A 24,237-nucleotide genomic window follows, 5' to 3' on the forward strand; every position below is an offset into this window, starting at 1 on the left:
CTCGCCGCGGTCTTCAGCCGACACGCGCCGCCAGCAGCTCCTTGAGCGTGCGCGAATTGCGGATCGCGTGGCCACCGAGGTCGTTGTTGAAGTAGACCAGCACCCGTCGGCCCTCTGAATGCCATTCGGACACCCGGTCGGCCCACTGCCGCAGCTCGTCGTCGGGATACGAACCGGCGTAGATCGACTCCTGCGGCGGTCCGTGCATCCGGACGTAGACCAGCGAGCTCGTCGCGCGGGGGACACATCGCAGGCCCGCGCCGCTCATCACGACATATGCCGCGTCGTGTCGTTCCAACAGCGCATACACCGCGGGGTCGTCCCACGACGGATGCCGCAGCTCCATCGCGACGGGAATCCAGTCGGGCATCACGGTCAGGAAGTGGTCGAGCCGTTCGTCATCGCGTTCCATTCCCGGGTGCAACTGCACCAGCAGTGCCTCCCGACGATCGCCAAGAGCGGTCCAGCACCGCTCGAACCGCTCCACCCACGGCTCGGGTGTGCCCAGGCGCCGGTAATGGGTCAGCCCGCGATGCGCCTTGACCGACATCGTGAAGCCCTCCGGCAGCCGGTCCCGCCAGCCGGAAAAGGTGGCGTCCTTGGGCCAGCGGTAGAAGCTGGCGTTGAGTTCGACGGTGTCGTACTCCTCGACGTAGCGCGCCAGCCGCTTGGCCACCGGCAGCCCGGGCCGATACAGCACGTCGTCCCAGTGGTCGTAGGACCATCCCGAGGTGCCGATGCGGATCTCGTTACTTCGGCGGGAGGCTCTTCGCGTAGGCGACACCGCGGCTCACCCAGCCCTGCAGCTGGCGTTTGGTCTTGACACCGTCGTTGGATACCCGAATCCAGCCGCGAGCCTCACGCCCCGCCATCACCATGGGTTCGACGTGGTCGCGCGCCACCAACTTCTCGGTTTCGTCCGGGGGCACCCGCACCATCAGGCCGCCACGCCCGCTGGCCGCAACCGACATGTTGCCGTTGATCAGGAACGCCAGCCCGCCGAACATCCGCTTCTCCTCGACGCCGCGTTCGGCGGCGATCAGCTCACGGATCCGGTGGGCCAAGTCTTCGTCATAGGCCATGGGGGGACGTTAGCGCTCGGCTCCGACATTCACTCCACGTCGGCGCTGACGGTCCACGACCCGGTGTCGAACGAATATTGCACTCAGGGTCGTGACCTGCCCATCGATCGCGACCCTGAGTGCAATCTTGGGGTCAGGCCGCCACGGTCGCAGCGTCGGCCGCAGGCTCCAGCGCCTGCGCGACGATCTCGGCGACGTCGGTCATCGGCTTGACCTCCAGCGACTCGAGCACATCGGCCGGGACATCGTCCAGGTCGGCCTCGTTGCGCTGCGGGATGAAAACCGTTGACAGACCTGCCCGTTGAGCGGCCAGCAGCTTCTGCTTCACCCCGCCGATCGGCAACACGCGTCCGTTCAGCGTGACCTCGCCGGTCATGCCGACATCCGAACGCACCTGCCGTCCGGTGGCCATCGACACCAGCGCGGTCACCATCGTCACACCGGCCGACGGCCCGTCCTTCGGCACCGCGCCCGCAGGCACGTGCACGTGGATCCGGCGGTCCAGCGCCTTCGGGTCGACACCCAACTGCTCGGCGTGTGAACGGACGTAGGACAGTGCGATGTGCGCCGACTCCTTCATCACGTCGCCCAGCTGACCCGTCAATTGCAGCCCCGGTTCACCCTCGGTGGCGCCGGCCTCGATGTACAGCACATCGCCGCCGAGGCCAGTGACGGCCAAGCCTGTCGCGACACCGGGCACCGCCGTGCGCTCCTCCGAATCCGGCATGAACCGCGGACGGCCAAGGTAGTCAACGAGATCCGGCTCATCGATTCTCAGCGCTTTCGGAGCCGCTCCGGCGGCGACATCAGATCGAGCGTCCACTTCCGCTAATTTGGTTGTCGCCTTGCGCAGCGCCTTGGCCAGCAGCCGCTCGAACTGCCGCACACCCGGCTCGCGGGTGTAGTCGGCAGCGATCTTGCGCAGCGCGTCCTCGGTCACCGTCACCTCGTCCTCGGTCAGTGCCGCCCGCTCCCGCTGCCGGGGCAGCAGGAAGTCGCGGGCAATCGCGACCTTGTCGTCGGCGGTGTAGCCGTCGATCTGGATCAGCTCCATCCGGTCCAGCAGCGCCGACGGGATGTTCTCGATCACGTTGGCTGTCGCCAGGAACACGACATCGGACAGATCCAGATCCAGCTCCAGGTAGTGGTCGCGGAACGTGTGGTTCTGTGCGGGGTCCAACACCTCGAGCAGCGCCGCCGACGGGTCGCCGCGGTAGTCGGAGCCGACCTTGTCGATCTCGTCAAGCAGCACAACGGGATTCATCGAACCCGCCTCGCCGATCGCCCGCACGATGCGGCCCGGCAGCGCGCCGACGTAGGTCCGCCGGTGGCCACGGATCTCGGCCTCGTCGCGCACGCCGCCCAGGGCGACGCGAACGAACTTGCGGCCCAACGCCCTTGCGACGCTCTCGCCAAGCGACGTCTTGCCGACGCCCGGAGGGCCGGCCAGCACCATCACGGCGCCGGAGCCGCGGCCGCCGACGACCGCCATGCCACGCTGCGCACGACGCGCCCGCACGGCGAGGTACTCGACGATGCGGTCCTTGACGTCCTCGAGACCGTGGTGGTCGGCGTCGAGAATCTCGCGCGCCGACTTCAGGTCGGTGGAGTCCTCGGTACGCGTGTTCCACGGCAGGTCCAGCACGGTGTCCAGCCAGGTGCGGATCCAACCGCCCTCGGGGCTCTGCTCGCTGGACCGCTCCAGCTTGCCGACCTCGCGCAGTGCGGCTTCGCGCACCTTCTCGGGCAGGTCCGCGGCCTCGACGCGGCTGCGGTAGTCATCAGAAGACCCTGTGCCGTCGTCCGCTTCTCCCAGTTCCTTACGGATGGCCGCCAACTGCTGACGCAGCAAAAACTCCTTTTGCGTCTTCTCCATGCCCTCGCGGACGTCTTCGGCGATCTTGTCGTTGACCTCCACCTCGGCGAGGTGGTCGCTGTTCCACTCGATGAGCGCCCGCAACCGCTCGGCCACATCGGGCGTCTCCAACAGCTGGCGCTTCTGCACCTGCGTCAGGTACGACGCATATCCAGCCGTGTCGGCCAGCGCTGACGGGTCGGTCAGCTGGTTGACGAAGTCGACGATCTGCCACGCCTCGCGCCGCTGCAGATAGGCCAGCAGCAGCTTCTTGTACTCGGCAGCCAGTGCACGCGTCTCGTCGGTGGCGGCGGGTTCGGAAACCTCGGTCACCTCGACCCACAGCGCAGGTCCCGGGCCGTTGACGCCCGCTCCGATCTGGGCGCGGCCGTTTCCGCGGACCACCGCGGCGGTGCCGCTGCCGCCGGCGACACGGCCGACCTGCACGATCGAGGCCAACACGCCGTAGGACGGGTACCGGTCTTCGAGACGCGGGGCGATCAGCAGCTCGCCGGACTCGCTGGCCCGGGCGGCATCGACAGCAGCACGTGCCGCGTCGTCGAGCTCGATGGGCACGACCATGCCGGGCAGCACGATCGAGTCGCTCAAGAACAACACGGGCACTGATTTGGCGTCAGCCATGAATCCTCCAAAGTTCAGTCAGACCGACTCAACCTTGGAGTCCGCTGGTTTGTTCCCGGCGTTCACTCTGCGCGTAGGGCGCGAAAGTTCGAGTAGTCAAGACCCTCACCGCAGCGTCAACTGCGCGACCGTTCGCCTGGCCCGCCGTTGGGCGAGCACGACGTCAACAGCGCACAAAGCAGGGAGCCTGCCGTTCGGGGGTTACGGCAGGCTCCCTGGTTGTGGGTGGTCGTTAGGCGGAGGCTTGGGCCCCCAGCACCCGCTGGACATCAGGCAACATCTGCTGGACCTGCTGACCCCAGTAGGCCCAGGTGTGCGTTCCCTGTGACGGGAAGTTGAACACCCCGTTGCTGCCGCCGGCCGCGACGTAGTTGTCACGGAAGGTGACGTTGGTCCGCAGCGTGAACCCTTCGAGGAACTGCGCGGCCATCAGGTTCTCGCCCGACGTACCGGAGTCGAGATCCGACGGCGTACCAGTGCCGCAATAGATCCAGATCCGGGTGTTGTTCGCTACCAGCTGGGCCATGTTGACCATCGGGTCGTTGCGCTTCCATGCCGGATCCGACGACGGACCCCACATGCTCTCGGCGTTGTAGCCGCCAGCGTCGTTCATCGCCAGCCCGATCAGCATCGGCCACCAGCCCTCGGACGGGTTCAGGAAGCCGGACAGCGATGCGGCGTAGATGAACTTCTGCGGGTAGTAGATCGAGTACGTTAGCGCGGTGCTGCCGGCCATCGATATGCCGACCACCGCGTTGCCGTTCTGCGACACGCCCTTGTTTGCTTCCAAGTACGCGGGCAGCTCTTGGGTCAAGAACGTCTCCCACTTATACGTGTAGTCCTGCCCGTTGCCCCGCGACGGCTGATACCAGTCGCTGTAGAAGCTGGACTGGCCGCCGACCGGCATCACCAGTGACAGGCCGGAGCCGTAGTACCACTCGAACGCAGGGGTGTTGATGTCCCAGCCGTTGAAATCGTCCTGCGCACGCAGGCCATCGAGTAGATACACCGCGTGCGGTCCACCGCCCTGGAACTGAACCTTGATGTTGCGGTTCATCGCCGCCGAGAACACTTCCAAATACTCAACGGGCAGACCCGGTCGCGAGAACGCATTAGCAGTCGCCGAACCCCCGACGAAGCCGATCAGCCCGGGCAGCGTTAACGCCGCGAAGGCGCTCACCGCCAGCCGGCGAAACCACTTACCTCGAAACTTCTCTCTTAACTTCATAACGGCAACCAACCCACCTTTCATCACGTGCCACAAAAGCAATTGCCGTCGCTTTCGTGCGTAATGAAACACGCTCGAGCGAGCCAACTCCCGCCTCGACACAGCGTTGCGACATCGCGGTTGGCTAACGATTCTGACTCGGGCCGGACTCGAGAACCCGCGATATGGCGTGTGACCTGTGGGAACAGAGTTACAGCTGTGACTAGCCGCCGATGCCCGGTGCGCCGCGCCCGAGCCGGTACAGCTGTGTCACGTGGTGCGGCGTCAACTCGTCCAACGAGGTCACGCCGAGCAGCCGCATCGTGCGTGTGACCTGCCCGGACAGGATCTCGATTGCCCGCTCGACGCCCGCCTCACCGCCGGCCATCAAGCCGTACAGGTAGGCGCGTCCGACGAGGGTGAACCGCGCGCCGAGCGCAATCGCGGCGACGATGTCGGCACCGGACATGATCCCGGTGTCCAGCAAAATCTCGGCATCGCCGCCGAGCTCGCGTGCGACGGCAGGCAGCAGGTGGAACGGCACCGGGGCGCGGTCGAGCTGGCGACCGCCGTGATTGGACAGCAGCACCCCGTCGACACCGAGGTCGACGACGGCACGGGCATCGGCCAGTGTCTGGATTCCCTTGACCACCAACTTGTTCGGCCACTGCGTCTTGATCCACGCGAGATCCTCGAACGTCACCGTCGGGTCGAACATGGTGTCCAGGTACTGCGCGACGGTCCCCGGCCACCGGTCCAGCGATGCGAACGACAACGGCTCGGTGGTCAGCAGGTCGAACCACCAGCGCGGGCGCGGCACCGCATCCAGCACCGTGCGCAGCGTCAGCGTCGGAGGGATCGACATGCCGTTGCGGGTGTCGCGCAACCGTGCGCCGGCCACCGGAACGTCGACGGTGACCAGCAGCGTGTCGAAGCCTGCTGCGGCCGCGCGTTCCACCAGTGCCATGGACCGGTCCCGGTCTTTCCACATGTACAGCTGAAACCAATTGCGGCCGTGCGGGTTTGCCGCCTTCACGTCTTCGATGGAACAGGTGCCCAGCGTCGAGAGGGAGAACGGGATGCCGGCGCGGGCCGCGGCATGGGCGCCTGCGATCTCACCCTCGGTCTGCATCAGCCGGGTGAAACCCGTCGGTGCTATCCCGAACGGCAACGCGACGTGGTCGCCGAGCACTGTGCGTCCGGTGTCGACCTTCTCCACGTTTCGCAGGATCGACGGGTGAAACTCGATGTCGCGGAACGCCTGTCGCGCGCGGGCCAGCGACAGCTCACCTTCGGCGGCGCCGTCGGTGTAGTCGAACGCCGCTTTGGGGGTGCGGCGCTTGGCGATTCGACGCAAGTCCTCGATGGTCAGCGCCGACTGCAGTCGCCGCGCCGTGGTGTTCAGTTGCGGCTTGCGGAAGCCGATGAGTGGCGCCAGTTCGCTGGGCCGGGGCACGCGTCGCTTCATCGTGCCAACCCACTAGTCGCCGGCTGCGGCCAATGTCCGCTTGACATGGTTGCGTCTCTCCTCAATGAGCCGGCCGAACTCATGCAAGAGCGCCGGCTTGCGCTGCAGCACCTCTTCGATGTGGTCTCGACCGATTTGCACAACGGTCACCTCGTCCAGCGCCTGAGCATTGGCCAATACCGCTTGCCGCGTCAACGCAGTCTGTCCCAGGAATGATCCCTCGTGGAGCGTCGTGATGGGTACCAGCGAGCCATCGTCGACCGGAACGGTCAGCCGGACACGACCCGCCACAATGAAGGTCATCTGGGCTGGCACGTCACCGACGTGCTGGATCACCTCGTCAGAGCCATACCGCAAGACCATCGCATGCGGTGTCAGCAGCTGTTGATCTGCCGGGGTCAACCGCAATAGCGGCGCAACGGCCGTGCGGATTGCGCGTTCGACGATTTCAGGCGTAGCGAATTCATCCTCGGCCTCGTCGAGGTGAAGACCCTCGCGGCGTGCCGCGTACCAGATCCACCGCAGGAAATTGGACTTGGCAGGTCCATCATCGGCCGGTGAGTGCAGCGGGATACTCGTGCTGTATTGAAGGCCGCCCAGCGGAACGGTCGTCGGACTGCTGCCGGTCCTTAGTTGTGGAAGTTCACTCGCTATCCGCGACAACATCGCACACACGCGGTCGGGGGGGTCATCGATCGAGAAGGTTGTGGTGATCTTGATCTTGTGCGTACCGGGCGGTCGGCTCAGATTCGCGAATGACGCGACCGCCAACACCGAGTTCGGCGTGATCTGCAATCCGCTGCCGGTATCGATATGCACTGCGCGCCAGTTGACTTCGACGACGCGACCGCGCACCGTAGACGTCTCGATCCAGTCCCCGAGCCGGAAGGGCTGTTCGAACAGCATGAGCAGGCCCGAGATAATCTGCCCAACGGAGTTCTGCAGCGTCAGGCCGATGACGATCGAGGTAACACCCAATGCGGTGAACAGTCCGCCAACATGCGCACCCCATACATACGAGAAGATGATGGCCAGGCCGACGGAGATCAGAAGGAATCGGGCGACGTCGACAAAGATCGCCGGCACACGTTGGCGCCACGTGCCCTGAGGAGCCGCCTGAAACAGGGTCGCGTTGACTCCCGAAAGCAGCAGCACCAGCACCATGAAGCCGAACAGCGTCGCGATTATTTTGACCGACGTTTCCCGCGTGGGCAGTTCGGTCGCCTTGACGAGCAGCAGAAGCAGGGCGCCAAGTGGAAGAAGGTAGTTCCGCAAGAGGCTGACGGGTCTGACCAGATAGCTCTTCTTGCGGGCGAGAGCGTGCTGCCACTCGGTGAGAAGGATCAGGCCGAGCGGTAATCCCAGCGCGACCCCGATGGCCCAGTAGAACCACGAAGAGGCCAGGATGTCGTTCACGTCGGACGCTCCGACACCCGCCAGATGGGCTGCTGGACCCCGTCGATCGTGATTGCACCGGCGGAGGTGAAGATCTTGGCGTCACCGATCGTCTCGTACACCCGCTGAGTGACGTAGATTCCCAGCTCGGACGAACCGCTTTGAGCCTGGTATGCGAGATTGACCGCGGCTCCCCACATGTCGTAGACGATCGAGGATCGTCCCACTAGCCCGCTGCTGACTGGGCCGGTGTCAATGCCGGCACGCAACCCCAACCGATATCCGGTTTCGCTGCTGAACCGATCGATGATGCGCTGAGCCTCAAGTGCGAAATCGACTGTGCGACGGACATTGTCGAGCCGCGCTACGTTGAGTCCGCAGCTGGCCAGATAGCCGTTGTGCACGGTGCGGACCGGTTCAACGCCGAGATCTTCGGCAGCGGCGTCGATTTGGCGTGTCAGCTCATTGGTGGTTGCCAACAGGTCTTCGGAGCTGAGCTCGGCCTGCAGCCGATCCAAGCCGACGATGTCGGCGAAGACAACGCTGACATCGTGGTGATCCTGGGCGATGAGCTCCTCACCCTGACGATAACGCTCAACGACTTGCTCGGGCATCAGCGACAGGAGCAACCGGTCGTTCTCCCGGCGCTGCTCATTGAGCAGTTCCTCCTTGATTCCGAGGTTGCGACTCATCTCGTTGAATGCCTCTGTCAGATCGCCGATTTCATCTCGCGATTCCACTGGTATTGCCACGTCGTAGTCGCCGGCGCTGATCCTTTGCACGCCGGCCTCCAGCCTCCGCAGTGGTCGCAGGAAAACCTGGGCCAGGAACATCGCCGCCAGGCAGACGGCAAAGATGATTGCGGTCACGGACAACACCATCGTTCTCGTGAACGAGGACTCGCGCGCAAAGGCCTCGCTGGTGTTGATCTTGGCGACGATGGACCAGTGCAGTCCGGTGTCCTCAATTTGCACCGGGGCGTAGGCCTGCAGCGTTTCATGACCGAGGTAGTCCGTTGCAATAGTGGTTCCGGTTAGGCCGCGCTGTGCCTCCCGGGTGGCGTCGGTCGCGATGGGCTGCACCAACGTAGTGCCGCCCAGCCGAATCGCCGTGTCTGCGACATCGGCGGATGTACCGGCCGCGATCACATCGCGCTTGTACTGGGCCGGGTCCTGCAGAAAGACGCGGGAATCTGAGCGCATGAGGTCGTCGGGTCCGGCCAAGAAGGTCTCGCCGGTGTTGCCCATTCCGGAAGCGGCCCACTGCTTGTCGAAGGTGATCAATCGGTTGATCTTGGTAATCGGATACTGCAGCGCCATCACCCCGACGGTGCGTCCACCGCTACCCACAGGGGCCACCAGCCACGCGGTGGGCTGGTTCTCCGCGGGCTGGTAGATCTCGAAGTCGGTTATCCCGACATAGTCCAGAGCGTTGGAGGCCAGTGCCTTGTCATAGGCGTCACGCAGCTTCGATTCGTTGTAGGGGCCGGTGAGGATGTTGGTGCCAAGATCGACGTCTTTGTACGCGGAATAGACGACGTTCCCCCGAGTATCCAGCAGCAGGGCATCCTGAAATTCGAACCGCGTGACGATTTGGCGAAAGAAGTCTTGAAAGCGCGCGTTGGCGGCAGACCAGGCGCTGCCGTCGCGAGCGTCGTCGATCCCGATGGCGACATCGTCGGACTTGCGCTGCGCCGTGTAGTTGGCCTGAAGGTACTTCTGCGCGTTTGTCACCGGTAGTAGCGCGCTGACGTCGAGTTTGGCGTCGCTGTACTGCTCGGTTTCTTTGACGAAACTCTTGTTGTAGTAGTCGACGATCGCCTGTTGCTGCGCGGGATCGATCGGCGTTGTGGCCAATTGATCGAAGCCGGCGCTAAATGCATTGACAGCGTCGACGGCTGTTGCGCTTCGCGAATAGATGACCAATGAATTTTTGAGGTCTTTGAATTCTGTGTTGAGCGCCCGTGACTGTGACTCGCGCACCTCGGTCAACCGGTTGAACACCTGGGTGCGCAGCGAGCTCCGGCCGGCCTGAAAGGCGATCAACCCGACCACCGCCGTCGAGATGATCGTGCACAGCACCATCATCAGGACGAGTTTCGACTGGATCGAGAACCGCGAGAGCAGCCTGCGCCGACGTAGGCGATTGAACCTCCGTGAGCCGGAGCCTTGCTCGTCAGGGGCCTCTGCCGCGGCTGGATCCACCGTCGACGAGCCTGTCACCGCAGCGCTGTCGTCTGACGATTGCAGCATCGGCTTCCTTCTCTGTCGAACGGCGTCGATCACGCAGACTAGCTTGAAAACCACTGGTCCAAAGGGAGGACAGCTGTGAAGGGGACAGATCTGTTCGATCTGCAACGCTTCGTCGAGGCACAGGATCGCGTGTACGACACCGTGCTCACCGAATTGCGCAGCGGGGCCAAGCGCAGCCATTGGATCTGGTTCGTGTTTCCGCAGCTGCGGGGGCTTGGTCGCAGCGCCACCGCACAGCACTACGGCATTTCCACGGTCGACGAGGCGCGCGCTTACCTGGCGCACCCTGTGCTCGGAGCCCGGCTACGCGAGTGCACCGGGTTGGTCGCGGCGATCGAGGGCCGCTCCGTCGACGAGATCTTCGGCTGGCCCGACAACCTGAAGGTGCGTTCGTCGATGACCCTGTTCGCCCGTGCGAGCGACGACCCCGAAACGCAGGCCGGATTTCTGGCGGTGCTCGACAAGTTCTACGACGGCGAAGAGGATCCGGCCACCGTTGAGCTGCTCAACACGGAGCGATGATCAGCCAGCCGTGTGGCTCAACCTCGGCCTCGGCGACGATTGACTGCGGCGGCGCGCCCGAGCCCGCCACCAGCTGACCCTGTCCGAAGCCCAGCCCGCTCAGCGATATCGGCAATGGAGCGTCGTCGATGTTGAGCGCCACCAGCAGCACGTCGGCGCCGTTACGGGTCTCGTAGACGTACTGCCGATTGGTCAGCTGCAGCTTCGTGGTCCGCGCGGTGTGCAGCCACGGGTGACGTCGGCGCAGCCCGATCAAATATTGGTGCAGTCGGTAGATGTCGTGGCCATGTTCGTCGACACCCATCAGGGGAGCGGTGAATTCGGGCCGCACAGCGTCGTCGCCGCCGAATCGTTCCTCCTTGACCCCGCGATAGGCCGACTCGTCGCCGGCATAAACGCTCGGTGTCCCGCCGGTGGTCAACAGGAGCACCAGCGCGTGTTCGAGGTGTCGGGTGTTGGCCAGCTGGCTGGCGATCCGGGTGACGTCGTGGTTGCCGACGAAGGTCATGGGCACGAAGTCGTCGAGAAACTCGTTGTGCCGCACCAGCGCCCAGTTGAGCTCGTGGAAGTTGCCGTCGTTGAGGCTGCTCCAGACCGCCTTCCACAGCTCGTACTGAGTGACGGAGTCGAAGCCGGAATCCCGCACGCGCGCGGCGTAGTCGCCGTGGATGACCTCGCCGACGAACCACGCGTCGGGAAACTCTGCGCGCACGCGAGGCAGGGCGGCCGCCCAGAAATGGTCGGGGACGGCATAGGCGGCATCCAGGCGCCACCCGTCGGCACCGCGGCGCAGCCAATGGATCATCACGTCGACGGTGTAATCGATGACGTCGGGGTTGTCATGGTCCAGTGCGATCAGCTCGCCGTGGCCTTCGAACGTGTCAAGGGTGTTGCCACGCTTGCGAAACCACTCCGCGCGCGCGAAGTCGGTGGCGACGTGGTTGAACACGCCGTCGAGTAATACCCGCAACCCGCGTCGGTGCGCTTCGGCGATCAGGTGGTCGAAGTCGGAATCATCACCCAGTCGTGAGTCGATGCGGTAGTGGTCGGTCGTGTCGTAGCCGTGCGTGCGAGACGCGAACACAGGGCCGAGCGCGATGCCCGACGCGCCGAGTGCGACGGCGTGGTCGAACCAGTCGACGATTCGGCGCATCCGGTGTTCGTCGGCGGTGGGCGCCGAGTCGGCGGGATACGCGCCGACGAAGCCGAGGGGGTAGACCTGCCACCAGATCACGTGCTCGACCCAAGCCGGCTCACTCACGGCTTGAACTTCGCCTTGTAGAGCGCCTTCATGGTTTCGGTCAACCCTGATGCGGGCCCATCGGCGGTCACCCCGGGCGCGACGGTATTGATCGGGAGCGCCGCCACGGGCGACGGCGGTGCGCCCCATTCGAGCAGCCACTGGCTCAACTGCTCCGACGACGCGGCGTAGACGATGCGGCTCAACCCGACCCACGCGTGCGCGGCTGAACACATCGGACAGTGCTCACCGGACGTGTACACAGTCGCGCGGGCGCGTTGGTCGGGAGTCAGGTTAGCGACGGCCCACTGCGCGATCGCGAATTCGGGGTGGCGGGTTTCGTCGCCGTCCTTGACGCGGTTGTGATCCTCGAACAGCGTGGTGCCGTCGCCGTCCACCAGGATCGAGCCGAACGGCTGGTCACCGCTTTCCAGAGCCACCCGCGCAAGTTCCACGCAGCGGCGCAGGTGTTCGAGATCGTCGTCGCTGATCGCCACACGCCGGAGTTTACGCAGCCACGGGCTCGCGTCGAGGCGACCGGGTCAGCGGGTAGCACGCCAGCCCGATCAACAGCGCCGTGAAGTGGCCGACGTTGGTGAAGTCGCGTTTGACGGCCAGCACAACACCGAACACGGCGAATGCGCCGACGAGGTAGAGCCATCGCCACGGCCGAGGAATGCGATAGGTGAGCACGCCGACAATGCCGACGACGAAGTAGCTCACGCCGATGTCGCGCGCGTCGATCAGGCGCGGCGAGGACGCCGCTTCCTGGATGCGCCAGTAGAGATAACCCTCGCCCAGATAGGTGGCGCCGAGGTGACACCCGAGTCCGACAGCCAGCCATCGCAGTTGTCCGAGCCACCGCTCGGCGGGCGCGAGAAACAGCGTGAACACGATGAGGTACGGCCACCAGTATTTGCCGTCGATCCACAGCAGGCTCTGGATCAGGACCCTGATGGGATCAGAAGCCAAGTGGTGGAGGTTCGTCGACTCCTTCTGCAGCAACGCGTGTACGTGTCGCGCGGGGATGGAGTGCTGAATGATCGTCGTGACAAGCAGCACGACGAGCCAGGTGTACGTCAGCGGCGCGGTTTTCACATAGCGCCAAACCGTCTCCACGCGATGAGTCTGGCACTCATCGACGGTCCACGCGCACATCCTGTTTGACCGATGACGTCGGGTGGGCGCTTCATGGCGATGCGGTGGCGGTGATCGGGCTTCGGTTGAGGCTTAGTGACAGACCTCGAGCCGACACGCGCACGACGCCAGAATCGGCACGTCGGCGCGCGCCTTGAGCAGGTCGAGTTGTTGGCCGATGATCGCCGCCTCATCGGTGCGGCCCAGCCGTTGCAGGCATTCGTGATAACCGTGCAGGCTCCATACGTTGCCCGGATGCTGGCATGGCCGTGCCAGTGTGGGGTCCAGACCGAGGTCGGCGGCGTATACCTGCGCGGCCTCCTCGACGCGACCCTGCTCCAGCAGCAGCGCGCCATATGCGTGCCGAGTCGGTTGCATCCACCCCCACGGTTCGTCATACGGGAGTGCGTCGTCGACTTCGATGGCGCGGCGCAGATGCGCGAAAGCCTCGTCGAATAGCCCTGCACGGTAGGCGATTTCGCCGTCGAGCATCTCGGCAGCGACCGCCAGGATGTCGCGGGCAGTGTTGTTGAACAGATAGCGGGTGTCGGGGATGCGAGCGTACGCCTCGGTGAACGCTTCGCGTTCGGCACGCGCCTGCGGCAGTTGGGCTTTCGCGGCGTGCGCGACGCCGCGGCCGTAGTGAATGGTTGCGGTGGTCGCGCAGTACAACTCAACGTCATCGGGAAGGGGTTGCGCGATCAATTCGTCCCACCGACCGAACCGCACCAGCACGTGAATCCTCAACGGCACGAACGCTTCCAGCCAGTCGGCCATCGGCGGTGACTCGACGGCCAGCAGCTCCGGGGTGAGCTGGTCGGAGAGTTCATCGGCCGCCTCGAACGCGGCGCGCGAGTTGCCCTCGAACATCGCCGAGTAGACGATGAAATGTAGATTGTGCGCACGGTAGAGCGAGTAGAAGTTCAGTGGCCCCGCACGCTCGACGAACTGTCGATCGGCTCGCACCGCAGACAGATTCGCCACCACGGAATCGCGGTAGTTGCCGCACAGCACGTCGATGTGGCTAGGCATGTGCTCGAGGTGTCCCGCGTCGGGTACCAGTCCTCGCAGCAGATCGGCCGCGGGCAGCGCGTCCTGCGGGGTGCCCGACATCTCCATGGTGTGCAGGTACAGGTGCAGCACACCGGGGTGCTCGCGACCTGCCGGAGTGGCCAGCTCGTCATCGAGAATCCGCTTGGCTTCCACTACCCGCGAGCCGGGCGCAGGCTCGCCGGTTCTGGTGTCCCACAACGCCCATGCGGTGATGTTGACCAGCGCGTCGGCGGTCAGCGCCTGCACGTCGACGTCGTCCGGGTACACCTCGGACAGCGTGACCATGGCGTCGGCGTACGCAGCGTGCCCGTCCTGTAGCGCGGCCGCGTCTTCGGGGTCGTCGGTGGGGAAGCGGGCCTGCAGCGCCTCGATCAGCCCGTGTTCGACGGCAGATGCGCGTCCTTTGGCGGCGAGGCCGAGTTCCATCCGCGCTCGCGCCAGCGACGCGGACAAATCGACGGGGTCGAACGCCTCCCACGCCTTGTTGTAGTTGGGCCCGATCGAGTAGGCGACGCCCCAGCGCGCGATCGCGAGATCGGGATCGAGTTCCAGCGCGCGGTCAAAGCAGCGGACTGCCTCTTCGTGGTTGAACGCGTAGGCCCAGACCATGCCGCGATCGAACCAGATCTGGGCCTGCGGCGACGGAGTCTCAATCGGCCGGTGATAGGACCCGAGATCGTAATACGGCCCGATCGCGGGAAGCGAAACGCTCATAGATCGCACGATAATTCACTCGCGAAGCGGTCGCGGCGATTGCGAGCACGCATCCCGCCGCACCCCAGATCGCCAGCGTCACAAGTGGGGTCTGCGCGCCGTTGCCGCCGAAGTAGGAGACGCTGCGCAACAGAGAGACACCGGAGCCCTGCGGCACGATCGTGGTGAACGTCGAATAGAAGCCCGACAGCAGCGGCCGGCCCACCGGACCAGCGGCCGCCGCGTTCCCGATCACAACCAAGAACGCGGTCAGGGCCATCGATGCGGCCGAGCCGAACGCCGCCGCGACACCGGTGATCGCTCCGCCGACGGCCATCGCGTACAGCCACAGCGCGCCGAACACTTGCCAGGTGTGGCCGGTCAGCGCGCCAAGAATCACGTCGACGTAAACCGTCACTGCGCCGGCCAGTAGCGTCGAGAACCCGGCGAGCGTCGCGGTCCGCAGCGCCAGCGTCAGCGCGGTGCGAACGGTGCCCATCAGGCGACCCAACACCGTTGCGCCGACCGAGGCGCCGATCGAGATGAAGATGATCGCGTAGAACTCGACGGTGCCGGACGGATCGCCGGTCGAGGCCGGGGCGACATCTTCAACTGACGCAGGGAGCCCGGCCTTCGAGGCGATCGCGCGGCCGACGGTCTCCGCCGCGGTGGCCACGCTCTTGCCGCCGCCGCCCGCGACGTAGATCTTCAACTCGCCGGGCGGGGTGACGACGTACGCGGCGTCGACCTTGCGCTCGTAGACCTGCTGGCGCGCGGCCGCGGCGTCACCAACTTCGGTGACGCTCAACGTGTCCTGGCCGCGGACGCCGTCCACGAGCTGCTGTGGGCCTGCGACGGCCACGGACATGTGATGCAGTGCCGGTTTGGCGAAGGCACCGGAGTAACTGGCGATCATGGCGAGCACGAAGAGCGTGAGCCCGACCATCGCGAGAGCCACGGTGCGGACTGCGGCGCGATCGCGCAGCGGGTGCCGTTCGGGGGCTTGGTGTTTAGCCATTGTGTGGACCTTTCGAAGATGTGGTGAGTCCGAGTAGGGCGTTGACGGTGTCGAGCGCCGCGCTGGCGCGACCGCTCAGGTCGGTCGAGTCGGGTTCTTCCATCCACGCCCGCAGCACCTCCATGAACCCGCCGACCAGAAACCGGGTGACTGATTCCGGGGTGAGGCCGGCGATCGGGGAGACCACCGGCATGCCGTTCGTCGCGATCTCCTCGCACGCCGGCTGCAGTTCGGCGCGGAACGCCGTCACCACCCGCTGCGTCACCGCGCTGGGCACGATATTGCGGTACATGGACCGGTGCTCGGCAGCGAAGTCGAACAGCCGGAGGATGCGGGCGCGGGCGTCGCCGCCGATGTCAGCAGTCGCCGCGGCGGACGCCACGGTGAATGCGGTCGCGATCGCGTCGTCGCGATCGGTGAAGTGTTGATAGAAGCCCTGTCGGCTGACCTCCGCGCGGGCGACGATGTCGCCGACGGTCAGCTCGTCGACCGGCCGCTCATGCGCCAACGCGAACGCAGCCTCGCGCAGCCGGGTGCGGACCCGTTCTGCGCGGGGATCGATGCTGTGCGCTCGCGCGGCCATACGAGCAGCGTAAGCGATTTCGTAGACAGTTGACCACGAAAGTTTAGGTAATCTAAGACACCTGTATGAGCTGGTGTGACGGTCGCTACTTCAGAGCGTGTGCAGTACGGCGGTGGCCACCGCTAGTGCGAGCCCGATCACGGCAGCCGACGTGTCCTTGACGCCGTCGGAGGCCCGCAGATGAAACGCGATGGCCCCGACTGACAGCAGCGCAAGGCCGATCGCGGCGGCGATTCCGATCGGCGCCCACATCAGACCAATGAGCGCCCCGGCGACGCCTGCGAGTTCGCACAGGCCGATCAGCCGCCACTGCAGCGGCTTGACGCCGAGGTGATCGCGGATGGCCAGCGATTGCGGGACACCGAGCAGCTTGATGCTCGCGGCGAACGTGAAAAGCGTCGCGAGCAGGATCGTCACGACTACGGTGGCGGTGTCCATCACCCAGCAGACTAAGAGTTTTCACGGCGAGCAGACGCAAAAGTCCGAATTCGTCGGCGTGTCGGAGCATTTTGCGTCTGTTCGCGGGGACTAGTGGCCCGCCACGACGTCGGCCTCGTCGATCTCCACCGGGTCCTTGGCGCCCGGCAAGAATGAGTATGCGAGGCAAACGATTCCGAAGAACACGTAGCCGAGCGCGACCTGCGGATTGGCCGCCCACGCCACCTCGGGTGCGTGGATGAGGCCGATGAACGACAACACCGCGCCTACGAACGACGCGATCGCCGCGTAGACGAACTTCTTCTCGAGGATGAACGTGACCATGGTGCCAAGAATCAGGCCGACGAGCACCGCGCCCTCGCCGAGTGTCTGCAGCCCGTCGTACACCACGCCGGCCTTGTTCAGCGCGTCGGCGCCGACCTTGCCTGCCGACGTGCCCGCCGCGTTGAGTGCGTTGTCGATCAGTCCGCTGGCCCATTGCGCAAGGTTCGGCAGCAGCGCGGCGACCACCGCGACGGCGTGCAACCGTGGCACCGCCTGGAATGCCTGCGCACCGATCAGCAGACCGATGTAGAGCAGGATCGGCACGATCGCGGGCACCGGAAGCAGCGCGTCGAGAACCCCGAAAAGGCCGAGGAAGCAAAGGATTCCGATCATGACGCCGCTGGCCAGTGAATAGTTGGCCCGACCGCCCGCGTCCTTCCAGCCAGGATGGCCGATATAGACCGCCGGCGGAAACGGCGAGCCGAATGCCGAGCCGATGACCGCGCCCGCGCCATCGGCGAGCAGGACGCTGCGCAGGTTGAAGTTGTCCCCTGCGGCGGCGGCGCTCTCCACGTTGCTCATCGCCTCGGTGAAGTTGTAGACGCCCAACGGGATTGCGGTGCCCAGCAGCGGCGCCAAGTTCGACAGCCCGTGGAAGAGCAGATCCAATCGCAGGTCTGGAATACCGATGGCGATGTCGGAGATCGCCTTGCCCACATCGGGTGCGGACATGAAACCGCCGATCCAGCCGATCGCCGTCCCGACGAGCAGCGCGGCCAGCCCGACCGGGATACCGAACGGCAACTTCACGTTGGTGAAGAACCCGATCAGGATGATGGCCATGACGGGCAGGCCGATCCACGCCGCCTCCCACATCTGCGCGGCGGGTCGCATCGAGATGAACGTGATCGAAATGCCTGCCAGCGTTCCGAGCATCGCCGCGCGCGGCGTGAGCGCTCGGATGTAGGGCCCGACGAACGCGCCGATCATCACGATCACGCCGATCATGAATGCCCACGCCAGCCCGGCCGACCACGACTGAATCGGGTCCTTGGTTTTGAGGTACACCGGCAGCATCACGACGAACACCACGATGAACATGTGCGGCACGCTGGGCCCGTACGGCAGCGCGGTCACGTCATCGCGGTTCTCCCGCCGGGCCAGCCTGCGCGCCAGGAATGTGTAGTACAGGTTGCCGAGGATCAACGCCACCCCGAGTGCGGGCAGCACGGTGCCGAGGACGTCGCCCGCAGGAACCGACACGACGCCGATCATCAGGCCGGTCAGCGTCAGGACGTTGACCAAAATGTTGAACCCGAGACCGAAGAACGCATTGGTGTCGCCGCGAGTCCAGAACGGCAGCCTCGTCGGCGCGGGCTCGACCGGCGGGTCGGCCGGCTTCGTGATGTCGGTTGTCATTGAGAGTCCTTTCAGGCGGCGCTGCTGGTCAGCGTCCGCAGCGCGGGTATCACGGCGGCAGTGTCGGCGACCCATCCGAAGATGCCGCCTTGCGCCTTGATCATGTCCAGGCCGACACGCTGGAACTCGGGGAAATACGAACCGACGCAATCGGATACAACCAGGCATTCGTAGCCGCGGTCGTTGGCCTCACGGGTGGTGGTGTGCACGCACACCTCGGTGGTGACGCCCGTGACGAGCAGTTGGGTGATGCCGGCGTCGGAGAGGATGTCCTGCAGGTCGGTGGCGTGGAACGCGCCCTTGCCGGGTTTGTCGATCACCACCTCGCCGTCGATCGGCGCCAGCTCGTCGATGATGTCGTGTCCGTATTCGCCACGGATCAGGATGCGTCCGTACTTCCCGTCGTCGCCAATGCGTTTCGATGGGGCGCCGCGGTTGAGCTTGGCGGGCGGGCAGTCGGACAGGTCGGGTTCGTGGCCCTCGCGCGTGTGGATCACCAAGACTCCTGCTGTGCGTGCCGCGGCGATGAGCTCGGCCAGCGGTGGCACGACCTTGAGCAGTTGATTGACGTCGTTGCCAAGGCTTTCGCCAAACCCGCCGGGCAACAGGAAGTCTCGCTGCATGTCGATCACGATCAGCGCCGTCTGGCCCGCAACGAGCCGGAAGGGCGAGGGTTCGGCCAGGACTTCAATGGGACTCATACCCGCTCCTCGGTCATGGTCGTTGCGGTCGACGACAGCTGCCGCGGCTCGTCGAGGATCTGCGCGGCAAGATGCAGCACGGTGTCATCCGTACATGCGGCGCCGAGAAGCATTGCGCTGTAGGGCCGCCCGTCGCTGGTGACGCCGAGGGGGAGCGCGACACCCGACAGGTCGAGCAGGTTTCCGAAGTGCGTGTAGTGGCCGAGCATCGTGTTACAGTCGATCGGCGCGCCGAGCACCTGCTCGACGGTGAACGTGGTACCGATGGTCGGCACCACCAAAACATCCATCTGTTGCCAAAGCCGCGCCACCGCCGCCTTCAGTTCGGCCAGCCGCTGCAACGCCGCGAACGCGTCGACCGCGGTGTACTTGCGGCCGCTAAGCAGGATCTCCCTGACGACGGGATGGATCGAGTCCGGTTGGGCGGCAAGGAAATCACCGAACTCGACGAGCCGCTCGGCCACCCACGGACCCTGATAGAGCAGTGAACCGGCCGCCAGGAAAGGCTCGAGCGAAATGTCGACCACGGCGGCGGTGCGCGCCAGGTGTTCGCGGAATCCCATGTGGGCGCGACGCATCGGCTCGTCGCCGAAGAACTCGAGCTCGCCGGCGGGCGGTAGGCCGACCCGGATCGGTGAGCCGTCGTAGCGGGGGCCGCGATCGCGCGACCAGGCATCGTTGTCGTCGCGCACCGCTACGACATCGAAGACGCGGTCGACATCGTCGATCGAGCCGGCCATCAGGCTGATGCAGTCCAACGACTTGCATGCGGGAACGAGCCCGACCGTACTGATCAGCCCGCGCGAGGGTTTGAACCCGACGACGCCATTGAGCGCGGCAGGCACCCGCCCGGAGCCTGCGGTGTCGGTAGCGACGGCGAACGGCACCTGGCCGAGCGCTACCGCCAAGGCCGAGCCCGAACTCGAGCCGCCGGAGATCATCTCGCCGCCGTACACGCTGCGCGGGATCGGATACGGTGTCCGCGTACCGTTCAGCCCGGTGGCGAACTGGTCCAGATTGGTCTTGCCGACGTACAGCGCACCCGCATCGAGTAGTCGGCGCACCACCGGGGCCGTCACCGAGGCCACGTATGCGTAGTCGGGGCATGACAGGGTGGTCGGCACGCCTTCGACGTCGATGCTGTCCTTGACGCCGAACGGCACGCCGTACAGCGGAAGAGTCCTTGCGCCAGAGCGCTTTTCGATCTCCCCGGCGGCGGCCAACAGCTCATCGCGGGGCACCGTCGAGAGCCAGGTGCCGTCGCTTCCACGGTTCGCGATCGCGTCGGCAACCCGGGCCGCTGTCTTGATGGGCGAACCGGTGCCGCTGGCGTGTGACGCAAGAATCTCGTCGACGGAGGGCCCGATGGACGGTCCACGCGCGTCATCAGCCATCCAGACAATTAACGCCAGATTGATGGCGATCGCGGGTCAGGCGTGTGTCGTTTGTGTTAGCTGTGCAGTTCGATCTTGCTCACGCGTCGACGCTGGCATCACGGCTGCAACGCAACGGCAAACCCGGTTTCGTGGTGGCAGACATGACCGCTCATGTCGGCGCAAGCCCGATGGCTCGCTGGACGCCAGGACACCCGCGTTGTGGATCAGCGACGGAACAGACCGTGACGGGCTGGCGAACCGCAACGCGTCGAAGGTCCGCTGTTGCTGGGCGGACAACCGGCATACCTGGCTCAGATTCGCCTCGGCCAGCGGCAGATTCAGCGTCGACTGATCAGCGCCGCGTCGACGAACGGCAGGACGATGTCCAGCCACGCCTGCGGCTCAGACGAGAAGGCGACGTGACCCGTCGGCATTGTCTCGAACCGGGACCCGGGAATCGCGGCCGCTACCGCCTTGCCCCATCGCAGCGGCGCGGTGAAGTCCTTGGCGCCCCAGGTGATCAGGACCGGCGCGCTGATCTGAGTCGCCCGCGCACGGAGGTCGTGGCCGGGGTCGGTGAAGCTCTTCCACAGCGCCGCCGCGGTACGCGCACCGTCGACGGTCTTGGCCCGGGCGACGACGCGGTCGACGACCGCCTTGTCTGTCGGGTTCTTCGCGCGCATGTACGCCCGGACAAACCACGGGAACACGGCCTTGATCACCGCTGGGCGTCCCATCACGCCGCATAAGAAGCGGGTGGCGAGGCTGTGCGGGGTGAAGCCGCCGTTGTTGATCAGCACTACACCGGCGACGCGCTCGGGCCGTTCCAGCGCGAGTCTGCACGCGGCATAGCCGCCTACTGAGTTGCCGACGATCACGGTGTCAGTGAGGTCCAGCCGGTCGGCGAATTCGATGAGCAGATCACCGAATTCGACCGCGGCCAGCGGGGCTGCAGGCAGGGGAGACTCGCCGTGGCCGGGCCAGTCGAGCGCAATCACGCGGCGGCCGTTGCCCAGCGCTTCAATGACGGACGCGAAGTCGGTGCGGTCGTGCAATGCGGCGTGCAGCAGCACGATCGGCGGGCCGCAGCCCTCGTCGGTGTAGGAAACAGTCCCGAGTGAGGTGTGCATGGTCGGCATCGGTGAAAACCTTTCATTGACCGGTCGGTCGGTCAGTTACACTAGCGCATGTGGAAGTGGCGAACAAGAGAGTGGCGGCCGCGCTGCAGACGCGAGCGAACCTGATCGAGACAGGGCTGGTGCTCGCCGAAGAGCTAGGACTGGAGGGCCTGTCGGTGAACGCCGTCGTCGCGAGCGCAGGCGTGTCGAAAGGCACGTTCTTCCATCATTTTCCGGATCGAGTGTCGTATCTGGTTGCGTTGCATCGGCGCTTCCACGATGCGCTGTTCGACGAGGTGATGTCCGTCATCGCCGACATGACCCCCGGCAAGGACCGGCTCGCCGCGGTGGCCGCTACCTATCTGGACGGTTGCCTGCGCGACCGCGGCGTCAAGGCGCTGCTGTTGGAGGCGCGTGGTCATCTGCCGATCGCGGATGAAGTCATGCGCCGCAATCGGATGAATGTCGGCGTCGTTGCGGCCGACTTCGAGGCGCTGGGTGCGCAACATCCCCGGGCATCCGCGCGGTTGTGGATCGCGGCGACGGCGGAGTGCGCGTTGATGGAGCTGGAACTCGGCCGTCGCGATTCGGCGGCGCGGTCAGCGCTCAGCGCGTTGGTGCAATGAGCCACCGATCGAGCCACCGCGACAGCACCGCGCCGTCAGCGGGTCCGCCGGCGGCGGCCAGGTAGCCGTCGGGGCGGATGAGCAGCCAACCCGGCGGCATGTCGTCGATCGGGACCTGGCGAAGCGCGATGGCGTCGCGCCAGGGCAGATATGCCTCGGGCACCGTCGAGCCGGTGACGACAAGGGTGAGTGTGGACAGATCCAGCAGATCGTAGAGCCGGTCATCGTCGAAACGCAGATCGGGCATCCGGTCGCCTGCATGCAATGAGCCGATCCGCCCGCCGCCCTTGCTCATTGGACACTTCCGGTAGCTTGCAGCGATCTGGCCGAGCCGTGACGCGGCCTTCTCCTGGACCCGCGAGCGGGCCATCACGATCGGAGCCAGCCGGGTGATCGCCGCGTGCACAAGGGAATTGGTGGAGTTGAACGCTCTGGTGGCGCGTTCGGTCATCTGGACCAGCTGGCGGATCACCGGCAACCGGTCGGACTGGTAGGTGTCGAGCAGCTCGTCGCGAGCCTGGCCGTTGATGACCATGGCGAGCTTCCACGACAGGTTAATCATGTCCTGAACGCCGGCGTTCATGCCCTGGCCGCCCGCGGGGCTGTGCACGTGTGCGGAGTCGCCGCCGAAGAACACACGGCCCTCACGCAGCGTCGTCATGTGGCGGCTGTTGATCCGGAACCGCGAACTCCAGTTCAGGTTGTAGAGCTCGGCCGGGAGATGCGCGGTGCGGTCGTAGAGTCGCTGGATGTCGTCAAGCGTGGGGTCGCCGGTGTCGCCAGTGATGCCGTCGGGATCGGTGGCCATGAACCGGAACCGGCCGTCGCCCATCGGAAACACGGCAAGAAAGCCGTTGTGGGCCAAGAAGATCGATAGCTGATCCTGCGGCACGTCGCCTGCTAGATGTAGGTCGCCGAGGACGTAGTTGTGCGTGAGCGATCTGCCAACGAACGGCAGCCCGAGCGTCTTGCGAATCACGCTGTGCGACCCATCGGCGGCGATCAGATAGGACGCGTCGACGGTTTCCTCGGTGCCGTCGCCGCTGCGCAGCACGGCGGAGACAGTGTCGCGGTGCCGGGTCAGTGCGGCCAACTCGACTCCGCGTTCCACCTTGACGCCCTGTCGGTTCAGCTGCTCAGTGAGCAATCGTTCGGTGTCTGACTGCGCCAGCAGCAGCAGGTAATTGAATTCGCTTGGCATCCGGTGCAATTCGATGGACGCAAGCTTGCCGCCGCCCGAATGGAGTGTGGTCGCTCGCGCGGGGTTGCCGAGCCGCACCAGCTCGTCGCCGACGCCGCGGACGCGCAGCAGCTCTATGGTGCGGGCCTGGATGCCGAGCGCGCGCGACGTGAGGCAGCGTTCGGTGGCGCGGTCGACGATGCGCACGTCGATGCCGAGCCTGGACAGCTCGACGGCGGCGGTCAGGCCGGTGGGACCTGCACCGACGATCAGCACGGGCACGTTCATGGTGGATTCCTTCCCCGATAAGTCAACACTCGATGACTTAGACACTATGACGCGGTACTAGCCATGTCAACGGTTGGTGACTTACTCTCATCCCATGGCATCGCCGCGCGCCCGCAACGCCACCCAGACCCGCGCCGACATCCTGGCTGCCGCGCGCTCGCGGTTCGGCTCCGACGGCTACGAGCGGACCACGCTGCGTGCGGTGGCCGCCGATGTCGGCATTGACCCCGCGTTGGTGATCCGATACTTCGGTAGCAAGCAGGACCTGTTCACCGAGGCGGCGGAGTTCACCCTTTATCTCCCGGACCTTTCCAAGGTGCAGCCCGATGATGTGGCAGACGCGTTGCTGCCCAGCTTCTTTGCGGTATGGGAGGACGACCCCACGTTCGTCGCCCTGCTGCGCGCGGCGATGACGAGCCCGACGGCCGCGGACACGATGCGGCGGATCTTCGCGACGCAGGTCGCCCCGAAGCTCGCGGCGGTGACCCCCGATCATCCGGCCCAGCGCGCCGGGTTGATGGGTGCGTTCGTCGTCGGGTTGGCCACCACTCGCTATGTGCTGGCCAACCCCGCGGTCGCGGAGCTCAGCCACGACGATCTGATTGCGTGGGCCCGCCCGGTGATCCGTCAGCTCCTCGTCGGAGCGGCGCCACGGTGACTCCAAGCTGACTCGACAATGC

The 24,237-nt window shown here is 65.5% G+C and carries 23 protein-coding genes; 4 read left to right on the forward strand and 19 right to left on the reverse strand.

Annotation, left to right across the window (positions count from 1 at the left end; genetic code table 11):
* Window positions 1–13 precede the first annotated feature (13 nt).
* From MYCSM_RS15925 to MYCSM_RS15955, 7 genes are all read right to left on the reverse strand, one after another.
* The gene (locus tag MYCSM_RS15925) at window positions 14–784 is read right to left on the reverse strand and encodes a DUF72 domain-containing protein (RefSeq protein WP_015307188.1); all 771 of its coding nucleotides are present in this window, start codon (window positions 782–784) and stop codon (window positions 14–16) included.
* Window positions 750–1,082, reverse strand: a complete 333-nt coding sequence (locus tag MYCSM_RS15930) for a TfoX/Sxy family protein (protein ID WP_015307189.1) — start codon at window positions 1,080–1,082, stop codon at window positions 750–752. Before MYCSM_RS15930 ends, MYCSM_RS15925 begins: the two co-directional genes overlap by 35 nt.
* Window positions 1,083–1,215: 133 nt before the next feature.
* Complete coding sequence (gene lon, locus MYCSM_RS15935; protein ID WP_015307190.1) at window positions 1,216–3,579, reverse strand: endopeptidase La; 2,364 nt, start codon at window positions 3,577–3,579, stop codon at window positions 1,216–1,218.
* A gap of 232 nt (window positions 3,580–3,811) precedes the next feature.
* Window positions 3,812–4,807 carry an esterase family protein gene (locus MYCSM_RS15940; RefSeq protein WP_041312172.1) on the reverse strand — a complete coding sequence of 332 codons (996 nt, stop codon included), beginning with the start codon at window positions 4,805–4,807 and terminating at the stop codon, window positions 3,812–3,814.
* Between the two features lie 202 nt (window positions 4,808–5,009).
* Window positions 5,010–6,254 (reverse strand): alpha-hydroxy acid oxidase, encoded by a 1,245-nt coding sequence (locus MYCSM_RS15945; protein WP_015307192.1) that lies wholly within the window; start codon window positions 6,252–6,254, stop codon window positions 5,010–5,012.
* 12 nt (window positions 6,255–6,266) lie between these two features.
* Window positions 6,267–7,670: a mechanosensitive ion channel domain-containing protein gene (locus tag MYCSM_RS15950; RefSeq protein WP_015307193.1), complete on the reverse strand. Its 1,404-nt coding sequence runs from the start codon at window positions 7,668–7,670 to the stop codon at window positions 6,267–6,269.
* Window positions 7,667–9,901, reverse strand: a complete 2,235-nt coding sequence (locus MYCSM_RS15955; RefSeq protein WP_015307194.1) for an adenylate/guanylate cyclase domain-containing protein — start codon at window positions 9,899–9,901, stop codon at window positions 7,667–7,669. Before MYCSM_RS15955 ends, MYCSM_RS15950 begins: the two co-directional genes overlap by 4 nt.
* A gap of 75 nt (window positions 9,902–9,976) precedes the next feature.
* On the opposite strand from MYCSM_RS15955, the gene MYCSM_RS15960 reads away from it, so the two are divergent.
* Complete coding sequence (locus MYCSM_RS15960) at window positions 9,977–10,423, forward strand: DUF1810 domain-containing protein (protein WP_015307195.1); 447 nt, start codon at window positions 9,977–9,979, stop codon at window positions 10,421–10,423.
* Here MYCSM_RS15960 and MYCSM_RS15965 read toward each other — a convergent pair.
* The 10 genes from MYCSM_RS15965 to MYCSM_RS16010 form a co-directional block, all read right to left on the reverse strand.
* Entirely contained in the window at window positions 10,407–11,684 is a 1,278-nt protein-coding gene (locus tag MYCSM_RS15965; protein ID WP_015307196.1) for an alpha-amylase family protein, read from the reverse strand. The genes MYCSM_RS15960 and MYCSM_RS15965 overlap by 17 nt on opposite strands.
* Window positions 11,681–12,160 (reverse strand): nucleoside deaminase, encoded by a 480-nt coding sequence (locus MYCSM_RS15970; RefSeq protein WP_015307197.1) that lies wholly within the window; start codon window positions 12,158–12,160, stop codon window positions 11,681–11,683. Before MYCSM_RS15970 ends, MYCSM_RS15965 begins: the two co-directional genes overlap by 4 nt.
* Before the next feature lie 10 nt (window positions 12,161–12,170).
* Window positions 12,171–12,821, reverse strand: a complete 651-nt coding sequence (locus tag MYCSM_RS15975; protein WP_015307198.1) for a rhomboid-like protein — start codon at window positions 12,819–12,821, stop codon at window positions 12,171–12,173.
* Window positions 12,822–12,893: 72 nt separating this feature from the next.
* Complete coding sequence (locus tag MYCSM_RS15980; RefSeq protein ID WP_015307199.1) at window positions 12,894–14,567, reverse strand: tetratricopeptide repeat protein; 1,674 nt, start codon at window positions 14,565–14,567, stop codon at window positions 12,894–12,896.
* Complete coding sequence (locus MYCSM_RS15985) at window positions 14,503–15,564, reverse strand: hypothetical protein (RefSeq protein ID WP_015307200.1); 1,062 nt, start codon at window positions 15,562–15,564, stop codon at window positions 14,503–14,505. The genes MYCSM_RS15980 and MYCSM_RS15985 overlap by 65 nt, the downstream gene beginning before the upstream one ends.
* Window positions 15,557–16,147, reverse strand: a complete 591-nt coding sequence (locus MYCSM_RS15990; protein WP_015307201.1) for a TetR/AcrR family transcriptional regulator — start codon at window positions 16,145–16,147, stop codon at window positions 15,557–15,559. The genes MYCSM_RS15985 and MYCSM_RS15990 overlap by 8 nt, the downstream gene beginning before the upstream one ends.
* 90 nt (window positions 16,148–16,237) lie before the next feature.
* Window positions 16,238–16,585, reverse strand: a complete 348-nt coding sequence (locus tag MYCSM_RS15995) for a DoxX family protein (RefSeq protein WP_015307202.1) — start codon at window positions 16,583–16,585, stop codon at window positions 16,238–16,240.
* A 90-nt stretch (window positions 16,586–16,675) separates the two neighbouring features.
* Window positions 16,676–18,268, reverse strand: coding sequence for a permease (locus tag MYCSM_RS16000; RefSeq protein ID WP_015307203.1), 1,593 nt, complete (start codon window positions 18,266–18,268; stop codon window positions 16,676–16,678).
* A gap of 11 nt (window positions 18,269–18,279) precedes the next feature.
* Window positions 18,280–18,969, reverse strand: a complete 690-nt coding sequence (locus MYCSM_RS16005) for a cysteine hydrolase family protein (protein ID WP_015307204.1) — start codon at window positions 18,967–18,969, stop codon at window positions 18,280–18,282.
* The gene (locus tag MYCSM_RS16010; protein WP_015307205.1) at window positions 18,966–20,363 is read right to left on the reverse strand and encodes an allophanate hydrolase; all 1,398 of its coding nucleotides are present in this window, start codon (window positions 20,361–20,363) and stop codon (window positions 18,966–18,968) included. Before MYCSM_RS16010 ends, MYCSM_RS16005 begins: the two co-directional genes overlap by 4 nt.
* Window positions 20,364–20,385: 22 nt before the next feature.
* Between MYCSM_RS16010 and MYCSM_RS38220 the strand changes: the two genes are divergently transcribed.
* The gene (locus MYCSM_RS38220) at window positions 20,386–20,697 is read left to right on the forward strand and encodes a DUF5701 family protein (RefSeq protein WP_083906294.1); all 312 of its coding nucleotides are present in this window, start codon (window positions 20,386–20,388) and stop codon (window positions 20,695–20,697) included.
* Here MYCSM_RS38220 and MYCSM_RS16015 read toward each other — a convergent pair.
* Window positions 20,684–21,484, reverse strand: coding sequence for an alpha/beta fold hydrolase (locus MYCSM_RS16015; protein WP_015307206.1), 801 nt, complete (start codon window positions 21,482–21,484; stop codon window positions 20,684–20,686). The genes MYCSM_RS38220 and MYCSM_RS16015 overlap by 14 nt on opposite strands.
* A 56-nt stretch (window positions 21,485–21,540) precedes the next feature.
* Here MYCSM_RS16015 and MYCSM_RS16020 point away from each other — a divergent pair, with 56 nt between their 5' ends.
* On the forward strand, window positions 21,541–22,089 hold the full coding sequence (locus tag MYCSM_RS16020) for a TetR/AcrR family transcriptional regulator (RefSeq protein WP_232425599.1): 549 nt from the start codon (window positions 21,541–21,543) through the stop codon (window positions 22,087–22,089).
* On the opposite strand, the gene MYCSM_RS16025 is transcribed toward MYCSM_RS16020, so the two are convergent.
* Window positions 22,070–23,557, reverse strand: coding sequence for an FAD-dependent monooxygenase (locus tag MYCSM_RS16025; RefSeq protein WP_015307208.1), 1,488 nt, complete (start codon window positions 23,555–23,557; stop codon window positions 22,070–22,072). The genes MYCSM_RS16020 and MYCSM_RS16025 overlap by 20 nt on opposite strands.
* A gap of 94 nt (window positions 23,558–23,651) precedes the next feature.
* On the opposite strand from MYCSM_RS16025, the gene MYCSM_RS16030 reads away from it, so the two are divergent.
* Window positions 23,652–24,215, forward strand: a complete 564-nt coding sequence (locus MYCSM_RS16030) for a TetR/AcrR family transcriptional regulator (RefSeq protein ID WP_015307209.1) — start codon at window positions 23,652–23,654, stop codon at window positions 24,213–24,215.
* Window positions 24,216–24,237 lie beyond the last annotated feature (22 nt).

This window comes from Mycobacterium sp. JS623 (assembly GCF_000328565.1).
Classification (GTDB): domain Bacteria; phylum Actinomycetota; class Actinomycetes; order Mycobacteriales; family Mycobacteriaceae; genus Mycobacterium.